We start from the raw sequence: 15,136 nt of genomic DNA on the forward strand, positions 1-15,136 counted from the left end.
CGGGTAACATCCCTCCACTTCGCACCAAAAGCGGGCATGCGCGCCGCCGCCGGAACGCGACCACCACCCCATTCAGCCCCACCCCTGCCGTGCAAAACCGCCGATTCGGGCGTGCCGGACACGCCGTCCGCCCGCCGCTGCCCCTGCCGATGTCCGTGCCCCCTCCCCGCCGCATCGGCGAGGTCCGCCGATGACCGCGCTTGCCGGCTCGCCCGTGCGCCGCGCGCTCGACACGCGCGCCATCGGCGTGATGCTGCTGCTGTGCGCGATCTGGGGCTTCCAGCAGGTCGCGATCAAGAGCACGAACGCGGCGATCCCGCCGATGTTCCAGGCCGGGCTGCGCTCGGTGATCGCCGCGCTGCTGCTGTGGGGCTGGGCGCACTCGCGCGGCACGCCGCTGTTCCGCGCGGACGGCACGCTCGGCGCGGGCATCGCTGCCGGTGCGCTGTTCGCCGGCGAGTTCATCTGCGTGTTCTTCGGGCTGACGCTGACGAGCGCATCGCACATGGCGATCTTCCTGTACACGGCACCGTGCTTCACCGCGCTCGGCCTGCACCTGTTCACGCCGGGCGAGCGGCTGCAACGCGTTCAGTGGGCCGGCGTCGGCCTCGCGTTCGCCGGCATCGCGCTCGCGTTCGCGGACGGCTTCCTCGAGCCGCGTGCACCCGGCGCGTCGGTCCTGGCGGGGCTCGCCGGCGACGCGCTCGGGATTCTCGGCGGCGCGATGTGGGCCGCGACGACGGTCGTCGTGCGCTCAACGTCGCTCGCGCGGGCCAGCGCGAGCAAGACGCTGTTCTACCAGCTCGCGGTGTCGGCCGTCGTGCTGGTCGCGCTCGCCGCGCTGCTCGGCCAGATGTCGTTCGCGCAGGTCACGCCGGTCGCGCTCGCGAGCCTCGCCTACCAGTCGGTGATCGTCGCGTTCGTCAGCTATCTGTCGTGGTTCTGGCTGATGACGCGCTACAGCGCGTCGCGGCTGTCCGTGTTCACGTTCCTGTCGCCGCTGTTCGGCGTCGCGTTCGGCGTGCTGCTGCTCGGTGAATCGGTCGGCTGGCGCTTCATGTCGGCGGCCGCGCTGGTGCTGACCGGGATCGCGCTCGTCAACGCGCCGCCGCGCCGGCGCGCGTAACGGCGCGCGGCCGTGGTCCTTCGTCGACGAAAGCGACGAAATCAACGAAAACTGATCGGAAAAATAAAAAGGCTGCCCGTCAGGACAGCCTCATGAATCTCGAGCCGGCGCGCGTTTCCCGGCCCGCGGCTTGCCGTTACTCCGCGGCCTTGCGCACTGCCGCCAGCGCCTGCGCGACACCGACATATTCGGCCACGCTCACATCCTCCGCGCGTCGCGCGAGATCGAAGCCGAGCCCGCCGAAGTCGATCGTCTCGCGATAGTCGCCGAGCGTATTGCGCAGCATCTTGCGACGCTGCGAGAACGCGGCCGTGACGACTTCGCCGAGCAGCACCGGATCGACGTCCGGCAGCTCGTGCGGTTCGTACGGAATCATCCGGACGATCGCCGAATCGACCTTCGGCGGCGGCTGGAACGATTCCGGCGGCACGTCGAGCATCTTCTCCATCACGTAGCGATACTGCAGCATCACCGACAGCCGCGAGAACGCCTTCGTGCCCGGCTCCGCGACCATCCGTTCGACGACTTCGTTCTGCAGCATGAAATGCTGGTCGATGACCGCATCGGCGAACGTCATCAGGTGAAACAGCAGCGGGCTGGAAATGTTGTACGGCAGGTTGCCGACGATCCGCAGCGACGGCTTGTCGCCGGGCGCCGCGAGCGAACGGAAGTCGAACGCGAGCGCGTCGCCCGCGTGCAGCTCCAGCAGCGGGCCGAAGCGCTGCTGCAGGCGGCCGATCAGGTCGCGGTCGAGTTCGACCGCATGCAGCGGCGACTCGGGCGTCGCGAGTCGCTCGATCAGCGGCTCGGTCAGCGCGCCGAGCCCGGGGCCGATCTCGACCATTCGCTGGCCGCGCGCGGGGCCGATCGTCGTGACGATCGAGTCGATCACGCCGTGATCGACGAGGAAGTTCTGCCCGAAGCGCTTGCGCGCGAAGTGGCCTTGGTGCTGTCTGCTGTTCGACATCGACTGAGAAAAACGAAAAATACGACGAGTTAGGTCAGGCCTGCGCCTGGGTGCGTCACGACGCGCGGCGATGGCGCGCCATCGCGACGGCCGTGTCGAGCGCGGCAACCATGCTGCCCGGATCCGCGCGGCCCGTGCCGGCCAGATCCAGTGCGGTGCCGTGATCGACCGACGTGCGGATGATCGGCAGCCCGAGCGTGACGTTGATGCCCTCGCCGAACGTCGCATACTTCAGCACGGGCAAGCCCTGATCGTGGAACATCGCGAGCACGCAATCGGCGCCCTCGAGATGGCGCGGCTGGAACAGCGTGTCGGCCGGATACGGGCCGCGCGCGTCGATGCCCTGCGCTTGCGCGCGTGCGAGCGCCGGGGAGATCACGTCGATCTCCTCGCGCCCGAGATAGCCGTTCTCGCCCGCGTGCGGGTTCAGCCCCGTCACGAGGATGCGGGGCGCCGCGAGACCGAAGTCGCGCCGCAGGTCGCGATCGATGATCGCGAGCGCCTCGACGAGGCCGTCGATCGTCAGCGCGGCCGACACGTCCTTCAGCGGCAGATGCGTGGTCGCGAGCGCGACGCGCAGCGGCCGCTCGCCCGTGCCCGCCAGCATCATCACGACGCGCGGCGTGTGGGTGCGCTCCGCCAGGTATTCGGTATGGCCGGTAAACGGCACGCCAGCATCGTTGATCGTGCTCTTCTGCAGCGGTGCGGTGACGATCGCGTCGAACCGGCCGGCCAGCGCGCCGTCGATCGCGGCATCGAGCAGTGCGAGCACGTAGCGGCCGTTGGCCGCGTCGAGCTTGCCCGCCTGCGCGGGTGCGGCGAGCGGATGATGCTCGACCGACACGGGGCCGCCGCCGGCGAGCACCGCCCGGTCGGCCCCGACGGCCGCCGCGCGCGCGTCGAGCAGCGCGGCGTCGCCCAGCACGGTGAAATGCGCGCCGGGCCAGCGCCGCGCGGCATCCTGCAGCGCCTGCACGGTCAGCTCCGGGCCGACACCCGCGGGTTCGCCGGTCGTGATCGCGATCTGCAGCGCGGATGCCGTCATGTGAAGCTCGCTCAGTTCGCCGGGCCGACGCCGCCGATCTTGTACTGCACGTAGGACGAATCGCGCAGCTCGCGCAGCCAGTCGGCATACGCCTGCTCGGCCTTGCGCTGGCCGATCGCCTGACGCGCGATATCCATCTGCTGCTGCACCGAGCCTTCCGACTCGCGGCGATCGATCACCTGGATCAGGTGGTAACCGTACTCGGTACGCACCGGCTGGCTGATCTGGCCGTCCTGCAGGTTGTTCATCGCGCGCTCGAATTCCGGCACGGTCTCGCCCGGGCTGATCCAGCCGAGATCGCCGCCCTGCGACGCCGAACCGTCCTGCGAGTAGGTGCGCGCGAACTTCGCGAAATCGCCACCGGCCTCGACCTGCCGGCGAATGTCCTGCAGCTGCTGACGGGCCTGGCCTTCCGACTTGCCCTCGCCGACGCGCAACAGGATGTGGCGCACGTGCGTCTGGACGATCTTCGGTGCGGCGGCGCTCGTGCCCTGGCTCTGGCGGCGGTCGACGAGACGGACGATCTCGAAGCCGTCCGGCACGCGGATCAGCGTCGGGTTGACCTGGCCCGGACGCAGCTTCGATGCGGCGTCGACAACCTCCGCCGGCAGCGCGCCCGGCGCCTTGAAGCCGAGGTCGCCGCCCTTCTTCGCGTCGTTCGCTTCCGAATTGTTCTTCGCGAGCTTCTCGAAATCGGCGCCCGACGTGGCCTGCTGGAGCAGCGCTTCGGCCTTCTTCTGCGCGACTTCGATCTCGGCCTGCGGCGCGTTGGTCGGCGCCTTGATGAAGATATGCTGGAAGCGCAGGTCCTGCTGCTGCGCCGCGCTCGGCCCGCGCTGGCTCGCGATGTAGTTCACGACCTCGGCGTCCGACACGGTGATCTTGCCGTCGACCTCGCGCTCGCGCAGCTTCGACAGCATCAGCTCGGTGCGGGCGTCGCTCGTGAACACGCTCCAGGGCACGCCTTGCGCCTCGAGACGCGCGCGATACTGTTCGAGCGTCATCCCGTTCGCCTGCGCGAGGCGCTGCAGCGTGGACTGCACGGTCGCATCGTCGATGCGGATCCCGTCGTCCTTGGCCTTCTGCACCTGGATGCGTTCGAGGACCATCTGGTTCAGCACCTGCGCACGCAACTGGTCGGCCGGCGGCACCGGTGCGTTCTGCTGCTGCAGCCGGCGCGCGATCAGGCCGACGCGCTGGTCGAGTTCGCGGCCCGTGATCACGTCGTTGTTGACGACCGCGACGACTTCGTCGGCGAGCTGCGCGCCTCGCGAACCAAGCGCCTGCGCCGCGGCCGGCGCGGCGGCGAGCAGCGCGGCGGACGCGGCGAGGCTGGACACGACTGCCGCGAAACGAAGGGTTTTCTTCATTGCCACTGATACTCCATTGAAATCGTGCTGACCGGTGCAGACAAGCCGGCGTTACTCGTAGTTACTGAAGCGGGACATCGGCGGCGGCGCGGACGGCAGCGCCGTATAGCCCGGCACCCCGGCGCGGAATGCGGCCACCAGACCGTTGTCGATGCTCGACAGCCCCTTCAACGTCAGCTGCATCATGAATCGCGTCGACGAGTTCTGCTGCCCCGACGAGTTCACGCCGTTCGCGAAGCGCTGGGCACCGACGCCGAGCGCCCAGCAATCCGCGTCGTATTGTAAGCCGAGCAGACCGTCGACGACCCGGTTGGCGGCCAGGTCGTAGTTGAAGCGGCCGACCGCGTACAGGCGGCGCGTGAGCGGCCACTGCGCGGACACCAGGAACTGGTTGATCGGCTGGTTGTCGAGCGTGGTGTTCGCGCGCGTGTAGCGGTAGCCGACGTTGATCACGCGGCGCTCGCCCGGGCTGAAGCCGAAACCGATGCTCGACTTCACGAGCTGGTTGTTGTTCTGGTTGTACTGGAACGCCGTTTCCGACATGAAGCCGGAGCCGAGCTTGAGCGCGGCACCGACGATCAGGTCCGAGTGGCGCGCCTGCACGGGCGCCTGCACCGAGTTCAGCGTGACGCGCTGATTGGCGAAGTAGTACTGCTGCGCGATCACGAAGCGCGCGCGTTCGTCGCCGGTGCGCGGATCGATGAAGCGCGACGTCAGGCCGGCCGTGATCCGGTTCGCGTCCGCGATCCGGTCGTTGCCGACGAACGTGTTCGGCTGGTAGATCTCCGCGAGGCCGAAGTCGGATTCCGCGGTGTCGAACAGCGGCGCGTTCGACTGGTCGCGATACGGCGTGTACACGTAGTACAGGCGCGGCTCGAGGGTCTGGATGAAGTCCTGGCCGAACAGGCGCACCGAGCGGTCGAAGATCAGGCCCGTGTCGAAGCTCACGGTCGGGATCGACTCGGTGAAGCGCTTCGGGCTGTTCGGCGTGCTCGACGACAGGTAGTTCAGGTCGTACGACGCGAAGTGGTACTGGACCTTCGGCACGACGAAGTAGCCGGGGCCGTACACGCCGTACGCGATGTACGGGTTGAAGACGATCCGGTCGCCTTCGGTCGCATCGGCGGTCGTGATGCGGAACCGCGAATAGTCGGTTTCCGCGCCGAAGTCGAAGCCGCCGACGTTGTACTTCGTGTACTTCACGTTCAACTGCGGCTCGCGACTGTACGGCGCGATCGACGGCGGCAGCGTCTGCCAGTGCTGGTAGCGCGCGAGCACCGACCACGGGCCGTTGTTGTACGTGAGGCCGGCTTCCTGCTGGTACAGCGTCTGCGTGCCGTTGATGAACTCGTTCGTCGACCCGAGGTCTTCCGGATACGTGTTGTCCGAGACCTTGTTGAAGTAGACGTAGCCGCCGAAGCCGCCGCCGAAGTTCTGCTGGTGCTGCCAGTAGATCGCGTAGCGGTTGCGGTGCGCGAGCCGGTCATCCGGCAGGTAATTGGCCGTCAGCGTGCCCGAATACGTTGGCGACAGGTAGCGGAACGACGCTTCGGTCTGCACGCCGCGCCGCGAGATGATGCGCGGCGTGATCGTCAGGTCGCGGTTCGGCGCGATGTTGAAGTAGTACGGCAGCGTCAGCTCGAACCCGTTGTTCGAGGTCAACGAGAACGTCGGCGGCAGCAGGCCGCTGCGCCGTTCGCCCGACAACGGGAACGTCAACCACGGGCTCGCGAAGATCGGCACGCCCTGGAAGAACAGCACGCCGTTGCGCGCGGTGCCTTCGTCGGCGCCCGTATCGAAGTCGAAGCGGCTGCCCTTGATGTACCACGCGGGATCCGTCGCGCACTGGCACGCGGTGTAGGTGCCGTTGACGAACACCGAGCGCTCGCTGTCGAGCAGGTCGACGCGCTCCGCGCTGCCGGACCCGCCCGTCACGTTGAAGTGGTACTTCGGCGCCGTCATGAAGCCCTGGTTCGCCTCGACCTTCAGATGCGCTTCGGGGCCCGCGAACGACGTGCCGCCGTTGATCACCCGGACCTGGCCGTATGCATCGGCCATGTCGGTATCCTGATCGTAGTGGAGCGCGTCGGCCTTCACGACGGCGTCGCCGCGGCGCAGCTCGGCCGAGCCCTTCGCGGCAAGGTCCTGTTCGGCCGTGCCGCTCGTATGGTCGGCAATCACGAAGGCGGCCGGCTTCGCGCCGTCCTTCAGCGGATGATCCTCGAGCTGCGGGGCGAGACGCAGATCCCACGGCGAGTCGAGCGGCTGCGGCTGCGCGGCCGCGCCCGACAGCTGCGCGTACGACACGGCCGGCACGAGGCCCGGCACGGCCAGGAGCGCGAGCGCGAGCCGCCGTTTGCGCGGCGCCCCGTCACCGGGGAAAACATTCGGGAATAGCGGTTTGGGCGGCATCTATCGTTTGGCGAATCGCCCCTTGTCAACCGCACCGGCGGCACATTCGTTCGCGCGCGGCGGCCCACGCCGTCGCACCGCGACTGCGGCTGAGCGCAAACCGGGGAGGCGATCGGGCGGACGGCGCGACAGGCGGCGGGCCTGCACGGCGCAAGCTGACGCGGGGCGCGTCAAAAAAGTCGTGGGGTATTATATGGCAAGACGTTCTCCCCTCCGCCGAGTTTCATGACGCCCCCATCCGCCGCATCCCAGCCCGACGCCCGCCTCGAAGCACTGACCGCGTGGCTGCGCCCGCTCGCCGAGCGCTTCGCCCTCGACCTGTCGACCCTCGCACCCGCGTCGTCGGACGCCAGTTTCCGCCGCTATTTCCGTGTCGCGTCGGCCACGCGCCCCGGCGGCTCGCTGATCGCGGTCGACGCGCCGCCGCCCGAGAAGTGCCGTGAATTCGTCCAGGTCGCGCAGCTGCTCGCCGCGGCCGGCGACCACGTGCCGGACGTGCTGGCCCACGATTTCGACGCAGGCTTCATGCTCGTGACCGACCTCGGCCGCACGTCGTACATCTCGGTGCTCGATCCGGCCGACCCGGTCGCGGCACGCCCGCTGATGCGCGACGCGCTCGACGCGCTGATCCGCTTCCAGCTGACGTCGCGGCCGGACGTCCTGCCGCCGTTCGACGAGGCGTTCCTGCGCCGCGAGATGGAGCTGCTGCCCGAATGGTTCGTCGGCCGGCACCTCGGCAGGCCCGTCACCGACGCGATGCGCGGCACGCTCGATCGCACCTTCGCGCTGCTGGTCGCGAGCGCCCATGCGCAGCCGCAGGGCTTCATGCTGCGCGATTTCATGCCGCGCAACCTGATGGTCTGCGAGCCGAACCCGGGCGTGCTCGACTTCCAGGACGCCGTGTACGGGCCGCTCACGTACGACGTCGTGTCGCTGGTGCGCGACGCGTTCATCAGCTGGGACGAGGAGTTCGAGCTCGACTGCTTCGCGTACTACTGGGAGCGGGCGAAGAAGGCCGGTCTGCCGGTCGATCCGGACTTCGGCGAGTTCTACCGCCAGCTCGAATGGATGGGGCTGCAGCGCCACATCAAGATCCTCGGCCTGTTCGCGCGCATCAACTACCGCGACGGCAAGCCGCACTACCTGAACGACCTGCCGCGCTTTGTCGCCTATGCGCGCAAGGTCGCGCTGCGCTACCGCCCGCTCGTGCCGTTCGCGAAGCTGCTCGACGAGCTCGAGGGCAAGGGCGCGGCCGACGTCGGCTATACATTCTGACCGTTCTGACCGCTCTCATATTCAGACGAACAACATGAGCACTACCCTCACCACGGCGATGATCTTCGCCGCCGGGCGCGGCGAGCGGATGCGTCCGCTGACCGACGCCCGCCCGAAACCGCTGCTCGAAGCCGGCGGCAAGCCGCTGATCGTCTGGCAGATCGAAGCACTCGCCCGCGCGGGCATCGAGACGATCGTGATCAACCATGCGTGGCTCGGCGAACAGTTCGAGGCGACGCTCGGCGACGGCTCGCGCTGGGGCGTGCGCCTCGCGTATTCGGCCGAAGGCGACGCGCTGGAAACCGCCGGCGGCATCGCGCAGGCGCTGCCGCTGCTCGAGCGCGACGGCCGGCCCACCGTGTTCGCGGGCGTCGCGGGCGACGTGTACTGCACATTCGACTACGGGACGCTCGCCGCCCGTGCCGCTCGAATGGCCACGCTGGATGCGCCCGCGATGCATCTCGTGATGGTGCCGAACCCGCCGTTCCATCCGGACGGCGATTTCGTGCTCCGCGACGACGGCCGGCTCGCGCTCGCCGGCGGCCCGCGCGTCACGTTCGGCAGCATCGGTGTGTACGACACGCGGATGTTCCGCGACATCGTGCCGGGCACGCACCGCGCGCTGTCGCCCTACTTCAGGGCGACCATCGAGGCCGGCCGCGCGACCGGCGAATTGTATGAAGGTATCTGGGAGAACGTCGGCACGCCCGCGCAGCTCGGCGAGCTCGACGCGCGGCTGCGCGCCGCGGGCTGATCGTTTCGCGGCCGACCGCCGGGCGACCCGGCGGTGACCGCGCAACGCCGCCCGATCCCGGACGGCCGGCAAACCATCCGCCCGCGCCGCGCGCGGGCCGCCACGCTCATGCGGCCTCGGCCGCCTCTCCGCCCGCCGCCGCGCGCTGTTGCTGCAGCGCCCACATCTGCGCATAGAGGCCGTCCGCGCGCACGAGCTCGTCGTGCGTGCCGCGCTCGACGATCCGCCCGTGGTCCATCACGAGAATCTGCTGCGCATGCACGACCGTCGACAGCCGGTGCGCGATCACGAGCGTCGTGCGGTGCCGCGCGATGTGGTCGAGCTCGTGCTGGATCGCGCGCTCCGAGCGTGAATCGAGCGCCGACGTCGCCTCGTCGAACAGCAGCACCGGCGGATCCTTCAGCAGCGTGCGCGCGATCGCGACGCGCTGCTTCTCGCCGCCTGACAGCTTCAGCCCGCGCTCGCCGACCGGCGTGTCATAGCCCTTCGGCAAGCTCTCGATGAAGTCGTGGATGTGCGCGGCGCGCGCGGCCGCGATCACTTCGTCGCGGCTCGCGGTCGGCCGGCCGTACGCGATGTTGTAGTAGATCGAGTCGTTGAACAGCACGGTGTCCTGCGGCACGATCCCGATCGATGCGCGCAGCGAGTCCTGCGTGACGTCGCGGATGTCCTGGCCGTCGATCCGGATCGCGCCGCCCGCCTGTCGGTCGAGATCGTAGAAGCGGAACAGCAGGCGCGACAGCGTCGACTTGCCGGAGCCGCTGTGACCGACCACCGCGGTCGTCGTGCCTGCGTCGATCGTAAACGTCACGTCGTGCAGGATCTGCCGCGACGCTTCGTACGAGAAGTTCACGTGCTCGAAGCGCACCTGCGCGCCGGCCACCGCGAGCGGCCGCGCGTCCGGCGCGTCCGGGACTTCCTTCGCGGCCGCCAGCAGCCCGAACATCCGGTCCATGTCGGTGAGGCTCTGCTTCAGCTCGCGATACACGACGCCGAGAAAATTCAGCGGAATGTACAGCTGCAGCATGAACGTGTTGATCAGCACGAGATCGCCGAGCGTCAGCTTGCCTGCCAGCACGCCCTGCGTCGCGCGCCACAGGATGAACACGAGCCCGGTGCCGATGATCGCCTGCTGGCCGAAGTTCAGCACCGACAGCGAGTTCTGCGAGCGGATCGCGGCCTTGCGGTAGCGCTTCAGGTTCTCGTCGTAGCGCTGCGCCTCCCACTCCTCGTTGCCGAAGTACTTCACCGTCTCGTAGTTGATCAGCGAATCGATCGCCCGCGAATTCGCGCGCGAATCGAGCTCGTTCATCGTGCGGCGAAAGTGCGTGCGCCAGTTGGTGACCTTCACGGTGAACACGATGTACGTGACGAGCGCCGCGAACGTCACGTACGCGTAGTACGCCTCGTACTTGACCACGAAGAAGCCGAGCACGAGCCCGACCTCGACGAGCGTCGGCAGGATGCTGTACAGCGAATAGGAAATCAGCTGCTGGATGCCGCGCGTGCCGCGCTCGATGTCGCGCGACATGCCGCCCGTCTGGCGTTCGAGATGGAAGCGCAGCGACAGCCCGTGCAGATGCCGGAACACCTGCAGCGCGAGCTGGCGCACCGCGCTCTCGGTGACTTTCGAGAACAGGATTTCGCGCAGCTCGGTGAAGAGCGACGTCGACAGCCGCACGAACGCATATGCGACGACCAGCAGGCCGACGCCGCCCGCGAGCACGATGCCGGCCGACTGCTCGGCGCGGCCGAGCGCGGTGAGCTGCTGCACGGCGGACAGGTGATCGACGATGCGCTTCATCACGACCGGCACGCCGAGGTTCGCGACCTTCGCGCCGATCAGGCAGCCGAGCGCGAGCGCGACGCGCCATTTGTAGGTGGCCAGGTACGGCAGCAGTGACCGGATGGTCTGCCAGTCGTTGCGTGGCCCGGTCGGAGCCGGCGCGGGCTCGCCGGAAGCGGAATATCGGCGCATGGGGGGAAGGATCGGCGGTGCTGCCGGACGCGTGCTGCAGCGGCCGACTCGCCCGCTTTCTCGTACAATTTGCGAACGTTGTATTGTCGCAGAAGCCGCCTCGCGCCGCTGCCGGCGCCCTCGCCGGCCAGGCTGCGCGCGGCGGCAAATTCATTACAGGATGAAAGCCCCCGCCATGACCGATTCGACCCTCGAACTTCCGGCAAAGCAGCCCGCGCTGCGCGTCGTCCCGCAACCGCACGACGCGAACGTCCATGGCGACGTGTTCGGCGGCTGGATCATGTCGCAGGTCGACATCGCCGGCTCGATCCCCGCGAGCCAGCGGGCGAACGGCCGCGTCGCGACGGTCGCGGTCAATTCGTTCGTGTTCAAGCAGCCGGTGTTCGTCGGCGACCTGCTGAGCTTCTACGCGACCATCATCCGCACCGGCAACACGTCGGTGACGGTCGACGTCGAGGTGTACGCGCAGCGCATGCGCCTGATGGGCGAAATCGTGAAGGTGACCGAAGCGACGCTCACCTATGTGGCAACCGGCCCCGACCGCAAGCCGCGTCAACTGCCGCCGCTCTGATCCGCACGCGCCGCGCCGCGGCGCCGCATGCGGCGCTCCCCGGGGCCCGTCAGTGCGTGGCCGTCAGCCCGAACTCGCGCATCGCCGGCACGAAGTCGTGATTGAGCGTCGGCTTGCGCGACAGCTTCATCAGCACGTAGCGCTGGAACGGCGCGAGCCGCTGCCACTGCGCGAGCGCGGGCGCCGGCAGCCCGGCCAGCGCGCTCTGCTGCACGAGCGCGTCCGGCACCGTGTCGGTCGCGCGCCAGCTCGGCTGCTCGTCCGGCTGGAACCACGACGGTTCGAGATCGGCATGCGTGCGCAGCATTTCAAACAGCGCGTGATCGAAATTGGGCTCGATCAGGGTGTCGTCGTCGGCCGGAAAGCGCGCGAGCAGCTTGCGGTCCTCGAGCGGCAGCAGTTGCCACTGCTCGAGCGAAATCCGCAGACCGAAGCGGTCGAGATTGAAACGCACGATCATTGGAATGTACGTCAGGTTTTCCGACGAATCGTGTTCGAAATTGAATAGCAGCGGAGCGTCGCTGAGTCCCATGGTCATTACCCGAGTGGCGGATGCCGGCGCGGCCGGCCTGCCTGGGGTATTTTAGAACCTCTGCGCGCAAGCGGCGGACATGATCGTCGCCGCCGCTGCGTCGAATCAACGGGAGTGCTCGTGAATCCGACTGAAACAGAAGAACCGCGCGGCGCGATCGAGCTGTCCGTGCGCCGCACGCGCGGCGGCGCGGTCGAGACGGCCCACGACTACGTCGGCCAGGAATGGCCGGTCGCGCTGGTCTTCAACGGCATTTCGCACGCGGTGATGATGTGCACGCCGCGCGACCTCGAGGCGTTCGCGGTCGGCTTCGCGATCTCGGAAGGGATCGTCGAACGCGGCAGCGACATCAAGGACATCGACGTGATCCTGCACGCCGACGCGCCGCTGCCGCACGCGGAGGTGCATCTGGAGGTCGTCCAGCAGGCGTTCGCCGCGCTGAAGGACCGGCGCCGCGCGCTCGCCGGGCGCACCGGCTGCGGCGTGTGCGGGATCGAAAGCATCGACCTGCTCGATCTCGCACCCGAACGGGTGCCCGACACCGGCTTTCTCGCGCGCCTCGCGCCCGACGCGCTCGCGCGCGCGGCCCACGCGCTGCCGGCCCATCAGGCCCTCACGCGGCTCACCGGCGGCCTGCACGCGGCCGCATGGTGCGATGCAACGGGCACGATCCGGATGGCGTTCGAGGATGTCGGCCGCCACAACGCGCTCGACAAGCTGATCGGCTCGCTCGTGCTGGCACGCGCCGACGCGACCGACGGCTTCGTGTTCCTGTCGAGCCGGGCCAGCTACGAGCTCGTGCGCAAGTCGGCGCGGGTCGGCATTCCGATGGTCGCGACGATCTCCGCGCCGTCGTCGCTCGCGATCGAGATCGCAAAGGCAGCCGGCCTGCGGCTCGTCAGCTTCTGCCGCGAAACCGGCCACGTCGATTACGGCACGGCCTGACGCCGGCCATCCTGCCGTGCGGGGCGCGCCGGCGGGTCCGTGCCGGCGCGGCTCGCCGCGTCAGTCGAACTGACGGAAATCCGGCTTGCGCTTCTCGAAGAACGCCGTCATCGCCTCGCGCGCTTCCGGCGCGCGCAGCATCGTGGAGAAGTGGCCGGCTTCCTCGGCGATCCGCGCGGCTACCGCAACCCCGCCCGTATCCTTCAGCAGCGCCTTCGTCACGCGCAGCGACGACGCCGGCAACGCCGCGAGCTTCGCGGCCTGCTTCGCCGCGAATGCGTCGAGCTCGGCGGCCGGCAGCACGCGATTGACGATACCGATCCGGTACGCTTCCAGCGCATCGAACGCTTCGCCGAGCAGCAGCTTCTCGGCCGCGACCTGATGGCCGGCCAGACGCGGCAGCAGCGCGCTCGACGCGGCTTCCGGGCACAGCCCGAGCTGCGCGAACGGCAGCGAGAACGTCGCGACGTCGGCCGCGTAGACGAGGTCGCAGTGCAGCAGCATCGTCACGCCGACGCCGACCGCGACGCCCGGCACCGCGGCGACGATCGGCTTGCTTGCCTGGCTGATCCGCGCGAGAAACTGAAACACCGGCGCGTTCTCGTCCTTCGGCGGCGCCTTCAGGAAATCCTCGAGATCGTTCCCCGCGCTGAAGTTGCCGTCGCTGCCGCGCAGCAGGATCACGCGGATCGCCTTGTCTTCCTGCGCGTCGGCGAGCGCATCGGCCATCGTCTGGTACATCGCCGCCGTCAGCGCGTTCTTCTTCGCCGGGCGTGCGATCGTGATCGTCATCACGCCGTCGGCGCGTTCCACTTGAATTTCGGCCACAACCGTCTCCTTTGACTTCCTCTACCGGAATGAAAAAACGGTGCGCGAGCTCGTGGCCCGCGCACCGTCGTCGCTTGTCGTCGCGTCCCGCTTACAGGCGTTCGATGATGCCCGCCGCACCCATGCCGGTGCCGACGCACATCGTGACCATCCCGTACTTCAGGTTGCGGCGGCGCAGGCCGTGCACGACGGTCGCCGCGCGGATCGCGCCGGTCGCGCCGAGCGGGTGGCCGAGCGCGATCGCGCCGCCGACCGGGTTGACCTTCGACGGATCGAGGCCGAGATCGCGGATCACCGCCAGCGACTGCGCGGCAAATGCCTCGTTCAGCTCGATCCAGTCGAGATCGTCCTGCTTCAGGCCCGCGGCCTTCAGCGCGGCCGGAATCGCTTCCTTCGGACCGATGCCCATGATTTCCGGCGGCACGCCGCGCACCGCGAAGCTCACGAAGCGCGCGAGCGGCGTCAGGTTGAATTGCTTGAGCACCTTCTCCGACACGACGAGCAGCGCACCCGCGCCGTCCGACGTCTGCGAGCTGTTGCCGGCCGTGACCGAGCCCTTGTTCGCGAACACCGTGCGCAGCTTCGCGAGGCCTTCGAGCGACGTATCCGCGCGCGGACCTTCGTCGAGCGCGATCTCGCGCGTCTTCACGTCGACTTCGCCCGTCGCGAGGTTCGGGAAACGCTCGGTGAGCGTGTACGCGGCGATTTCGTCGCCGAACTCGCCGGCCTGCTGCGCGGCGAGCGCCTTGCGGTGCGATTCGACCGAGAACGCGTCCTGGTCTTCGCGGCTCACCTTCCACTGCTCGGCGACGCGCTCGGCGGTCAGGCCCATCCCGTACGCGATGCCGAAGTCTTCGCTGCGATCGAAGATGTGCGGCGACATCGACGGCTTGTTGCCCATCATCGGCACCATGCTCATCGATTCGCAGCCGCCCGCGAGCATCGCATCGGATTCGCCGACGCGGATGCGGTCGGCCGCCATCGCCAGCGCCGTGATGCCCGACGCGCAGAAGCGGTTGACCGTCACGCCGCCGACCGTCTGCGGCAGGCCCGCGAGCAGCGCGCCCATGCGCGCGACGTTCAGGCCTTGCTCGGCTTCCGGAATCGCGCAGCCGATGATCGCGTCCTCGATCAGCTTCGTGTCGAAGCCGGGCACCTGCGCGACCGCCGAGCGGATCGCGTGAACCAGCAGCTCGTCGGGGCGCGTGTTCTTGAAGACTCCGCGCGGGGCCTTGCCGATCGGGGTGCGGCTGGCGGCGACGATGTATGCGTCTTGCAATTGTTTGCTCATTTGAAACTCCTTGGCCTGTCGACCGGAGTTGGCGCTTCAGCG

13 protein-coding genes are annotated in these 15,136 nt (G+C 68.6%); 5 read left to right on the forward strand and 8 right to left on the reverse strand.

The genetic code is table 11. From position 1 onward, the window contains the following. The first annotated feature begins 190 nt into the window (after nucleotides 1-190). Nucleotides 191-1,126: a DMT family transporter gene (locus tag SB771_RS06415; protein ID WP_175660391.1), complete on the forward strand. Its 936-nt coding sequence runs from the start codon at nucleotides 191-193 to the stop codon at nucleotides 1,124-1,126. 136 nt (nucleotides 1,127-1,262) lie between these two features. Here SB771_RS06415 and rsmA read toward each other — a convergent pair whose 3' ends face one another. Genes rsmA through SB771_RS06435 form a run of 4 tightly spaced genes read right to left on the reverse strand, consistent with a single transcriptional unit; the run spans nucleotide 1,263 to nucleotide 6,920 of the window. After that, on the reverse strand, nucleotides 1,263-2,093 hold the full coding sequence (rsmA, locus tag SB771_RS06420) for a 16S rRNA (adenine(1518)-N(6)/adenine(1519)-N(6))-dimethyltransferase RsmA (RefSeq protein WP_175660392.1): 831 nt from the start codon (nucleotides 2,091-2,093) through the stop codon (nucleotides 1,263-1,265). Nucleotides 2,094-2,148: 55 nt separating this feature from the next. Then, a complete protein-coding gene (gene pdxA, locus SB771_RS06425; RefSeq protein ID WP_175660393.1) occupies nucleotides 2,149-3,138 on the reverse strand; it encodes a 4-hydroxythreonine-4-phosphate dehydrogenase PdxA in 990 nt (329 codons plus the stop codon). Nucleotides 3,139-3,149: 11 nt separating this feature from the next. Then, nucleotides 3,150-4,508 carry a peptidylprolyl isomerase gene (locus SB771_RS06430; RefSeq protein ID WP_011657884.1) on the reverse strand — a complete coding sequence of 453 codons (1,359 nt, stop codon included), beginning with the start codon at nucleotides 4,506-4,508 and terminating at the stop codon, nucleotides 3,150-3,152. Nucleotides 4,509-4,559: 51 nt separating this feature from the next. Continuing rightward, entirely contained in the window at nucleotides 4,560-6,920 is a 2,361-nt protein-coding gene (locus SB771_RS06435; protein ID WP_175660394.1) for an LPS-assembly protein LptD, read from the reverse strand. A 225-nt stretch (nucleotides 6,921-7,145) separates the two neighbouring features. Here SB771_RS06435 and SB771_RS06440 point away from each other — a divergent pair, with 225 nt between their 5' ends. Together SB771_RS06440 and murU are read left to right on the forward strand one after the other, a co-directional pair. Then, the gene (locus SB771_RS06440; RefSeq protein ID WP_175660395.1) at nucleotides 7,146-8,195 is read left to right on the forward strand and encodes an aminoglycoside phosphotransferase family protein; all 1,050 of its coding nucleotides are present in this window, start codon (nucleotides 7,146-7,148) and stop codon (nucleotides 8,193-8,195) included. Nucleotides 8,196-8,229: 34 nt separating this feature from the next. Further along, the gene (gene murU / locus SB771_RS06445) at nucleotides 8,230-8,949 is read left to right on the forward strand and encodes an N-acetylmuramate alpha-1-phosphate uridylyltransferase MurU (protein ID WP_175660396.1); all 720 of its coding nucleotides are present in this window, start codon (nucleotides 8,230-8,232) and stop codon (nucleotides 8,947-8,949) included. A gap of 106 nt (nucleotides 8,950-9,055) precedes the next feature. Here murU and SB771_RS06450 read toward each other — a convergent pair whose 3' ends face one another. Continuing rightward, nucleotides 9,056-10,927, reverse strand: a complete 1,872-nt coding sequence (locus SB771_RS06450) for an ABCB family ABC transporter ATP-binding protein/permease (protein WP_126228480.1) — start codon at nucleotides 10,925-10,927, stop codon at nucleotides 9,056-9,058. A gap of 175 nt (nucleotides 10,928-11,102) precedes the next feature. On the opposite strand from SB771_RS06450, the gene SB771_RS06455 reads away from it, so the two are divergent. Then, entirely contained in the window at nucleotides 11,103-11,498 is a 396-nt protein-coding gene (locus tag SB771_RS06455) for an acyl-CoA thioesterase (protein WP_012364680.1), read from the forward strand. 49 nt (nucleotides 11,499-11,547) lie between these two features. Here the strand turns inward: SB771_RS06455 and SB771_RS06460 are convergent, their stop codons facing one another. Next, complete coding sequence (locus SB771_RS06460) at nucleotides 11,548-12,030, reverse strand: nitrate reductase associated protein (RefSeq protein WP_006751492.1); 483 nt, start codon at nucleotides 12,028-12,030, stop codon at nucleotides 11,548-11,550. Nucleotides 12,031-12,144: 114 nt separating this feature from the next. On the opposite strand from SB771_RS06460, the gene fdhD reads away from it, so the two are divergent. Continuing rightward, the gene (gene fdhD / locus SB771_RS06465; RefSeq protein WP_166488181.1) at nucleotides 12,145-12,975 is read left to right on the forward strand and encodes a formate dehydrogenase accessory sulfurtransferase FdhD; all 831 of its coding nucleotides are present in this window, start codon (nucleotides 12,145-12,147) and stop codon (nucleotides 12,973-12,975) included. 60 nt (nucleotides 12,976-13,035) lie between these two features. On the opposite strand, the gene SB771_RS06470 is transcribed toward fdhD, so the two are convergent. Continuing rightward, nucleotides 13,036-13,803, reverse strand: coding sequence for an enoyl-CoA hydratase (locus SB771_RS06470; protein WP_011657891.1), 768 nt, complete (start codon nucleotides 13,801-13,803; stop codon nucleotides 13,036-13,038). A 91-nt stretch (nucleotides 13,804-13,894) separates the two neighbouring features. Continuing rightward, nucleotides 13,895-15,094 carry an acetyl-CoA C-acyltransferase gene (locus tag SB771_RS06475; RefSeq protein WP_011657892.1) on the reverse strand — a complete coding sequence of 400 codons (1,200 nt, stop codon included), beginning with the start codon at nucleotides 15,092-15,094 and terminating at the stop codon, nucleotides 13,895-13,897. Nucleotides 15,095-15,136 lie beyond the last annotated feature (42 nt).

This window comes from Burkholderia sp. SIMBA_051 (assembly GCF_046534915.1).
In the GTDB taxonomy this organism is placed as follows: Bacteria; Pseudomonadota; Gammaproteobacteria; order Burkholderiales; family Burkholderiaceae; genus Burkholderia; species Burkholderia ambifaria.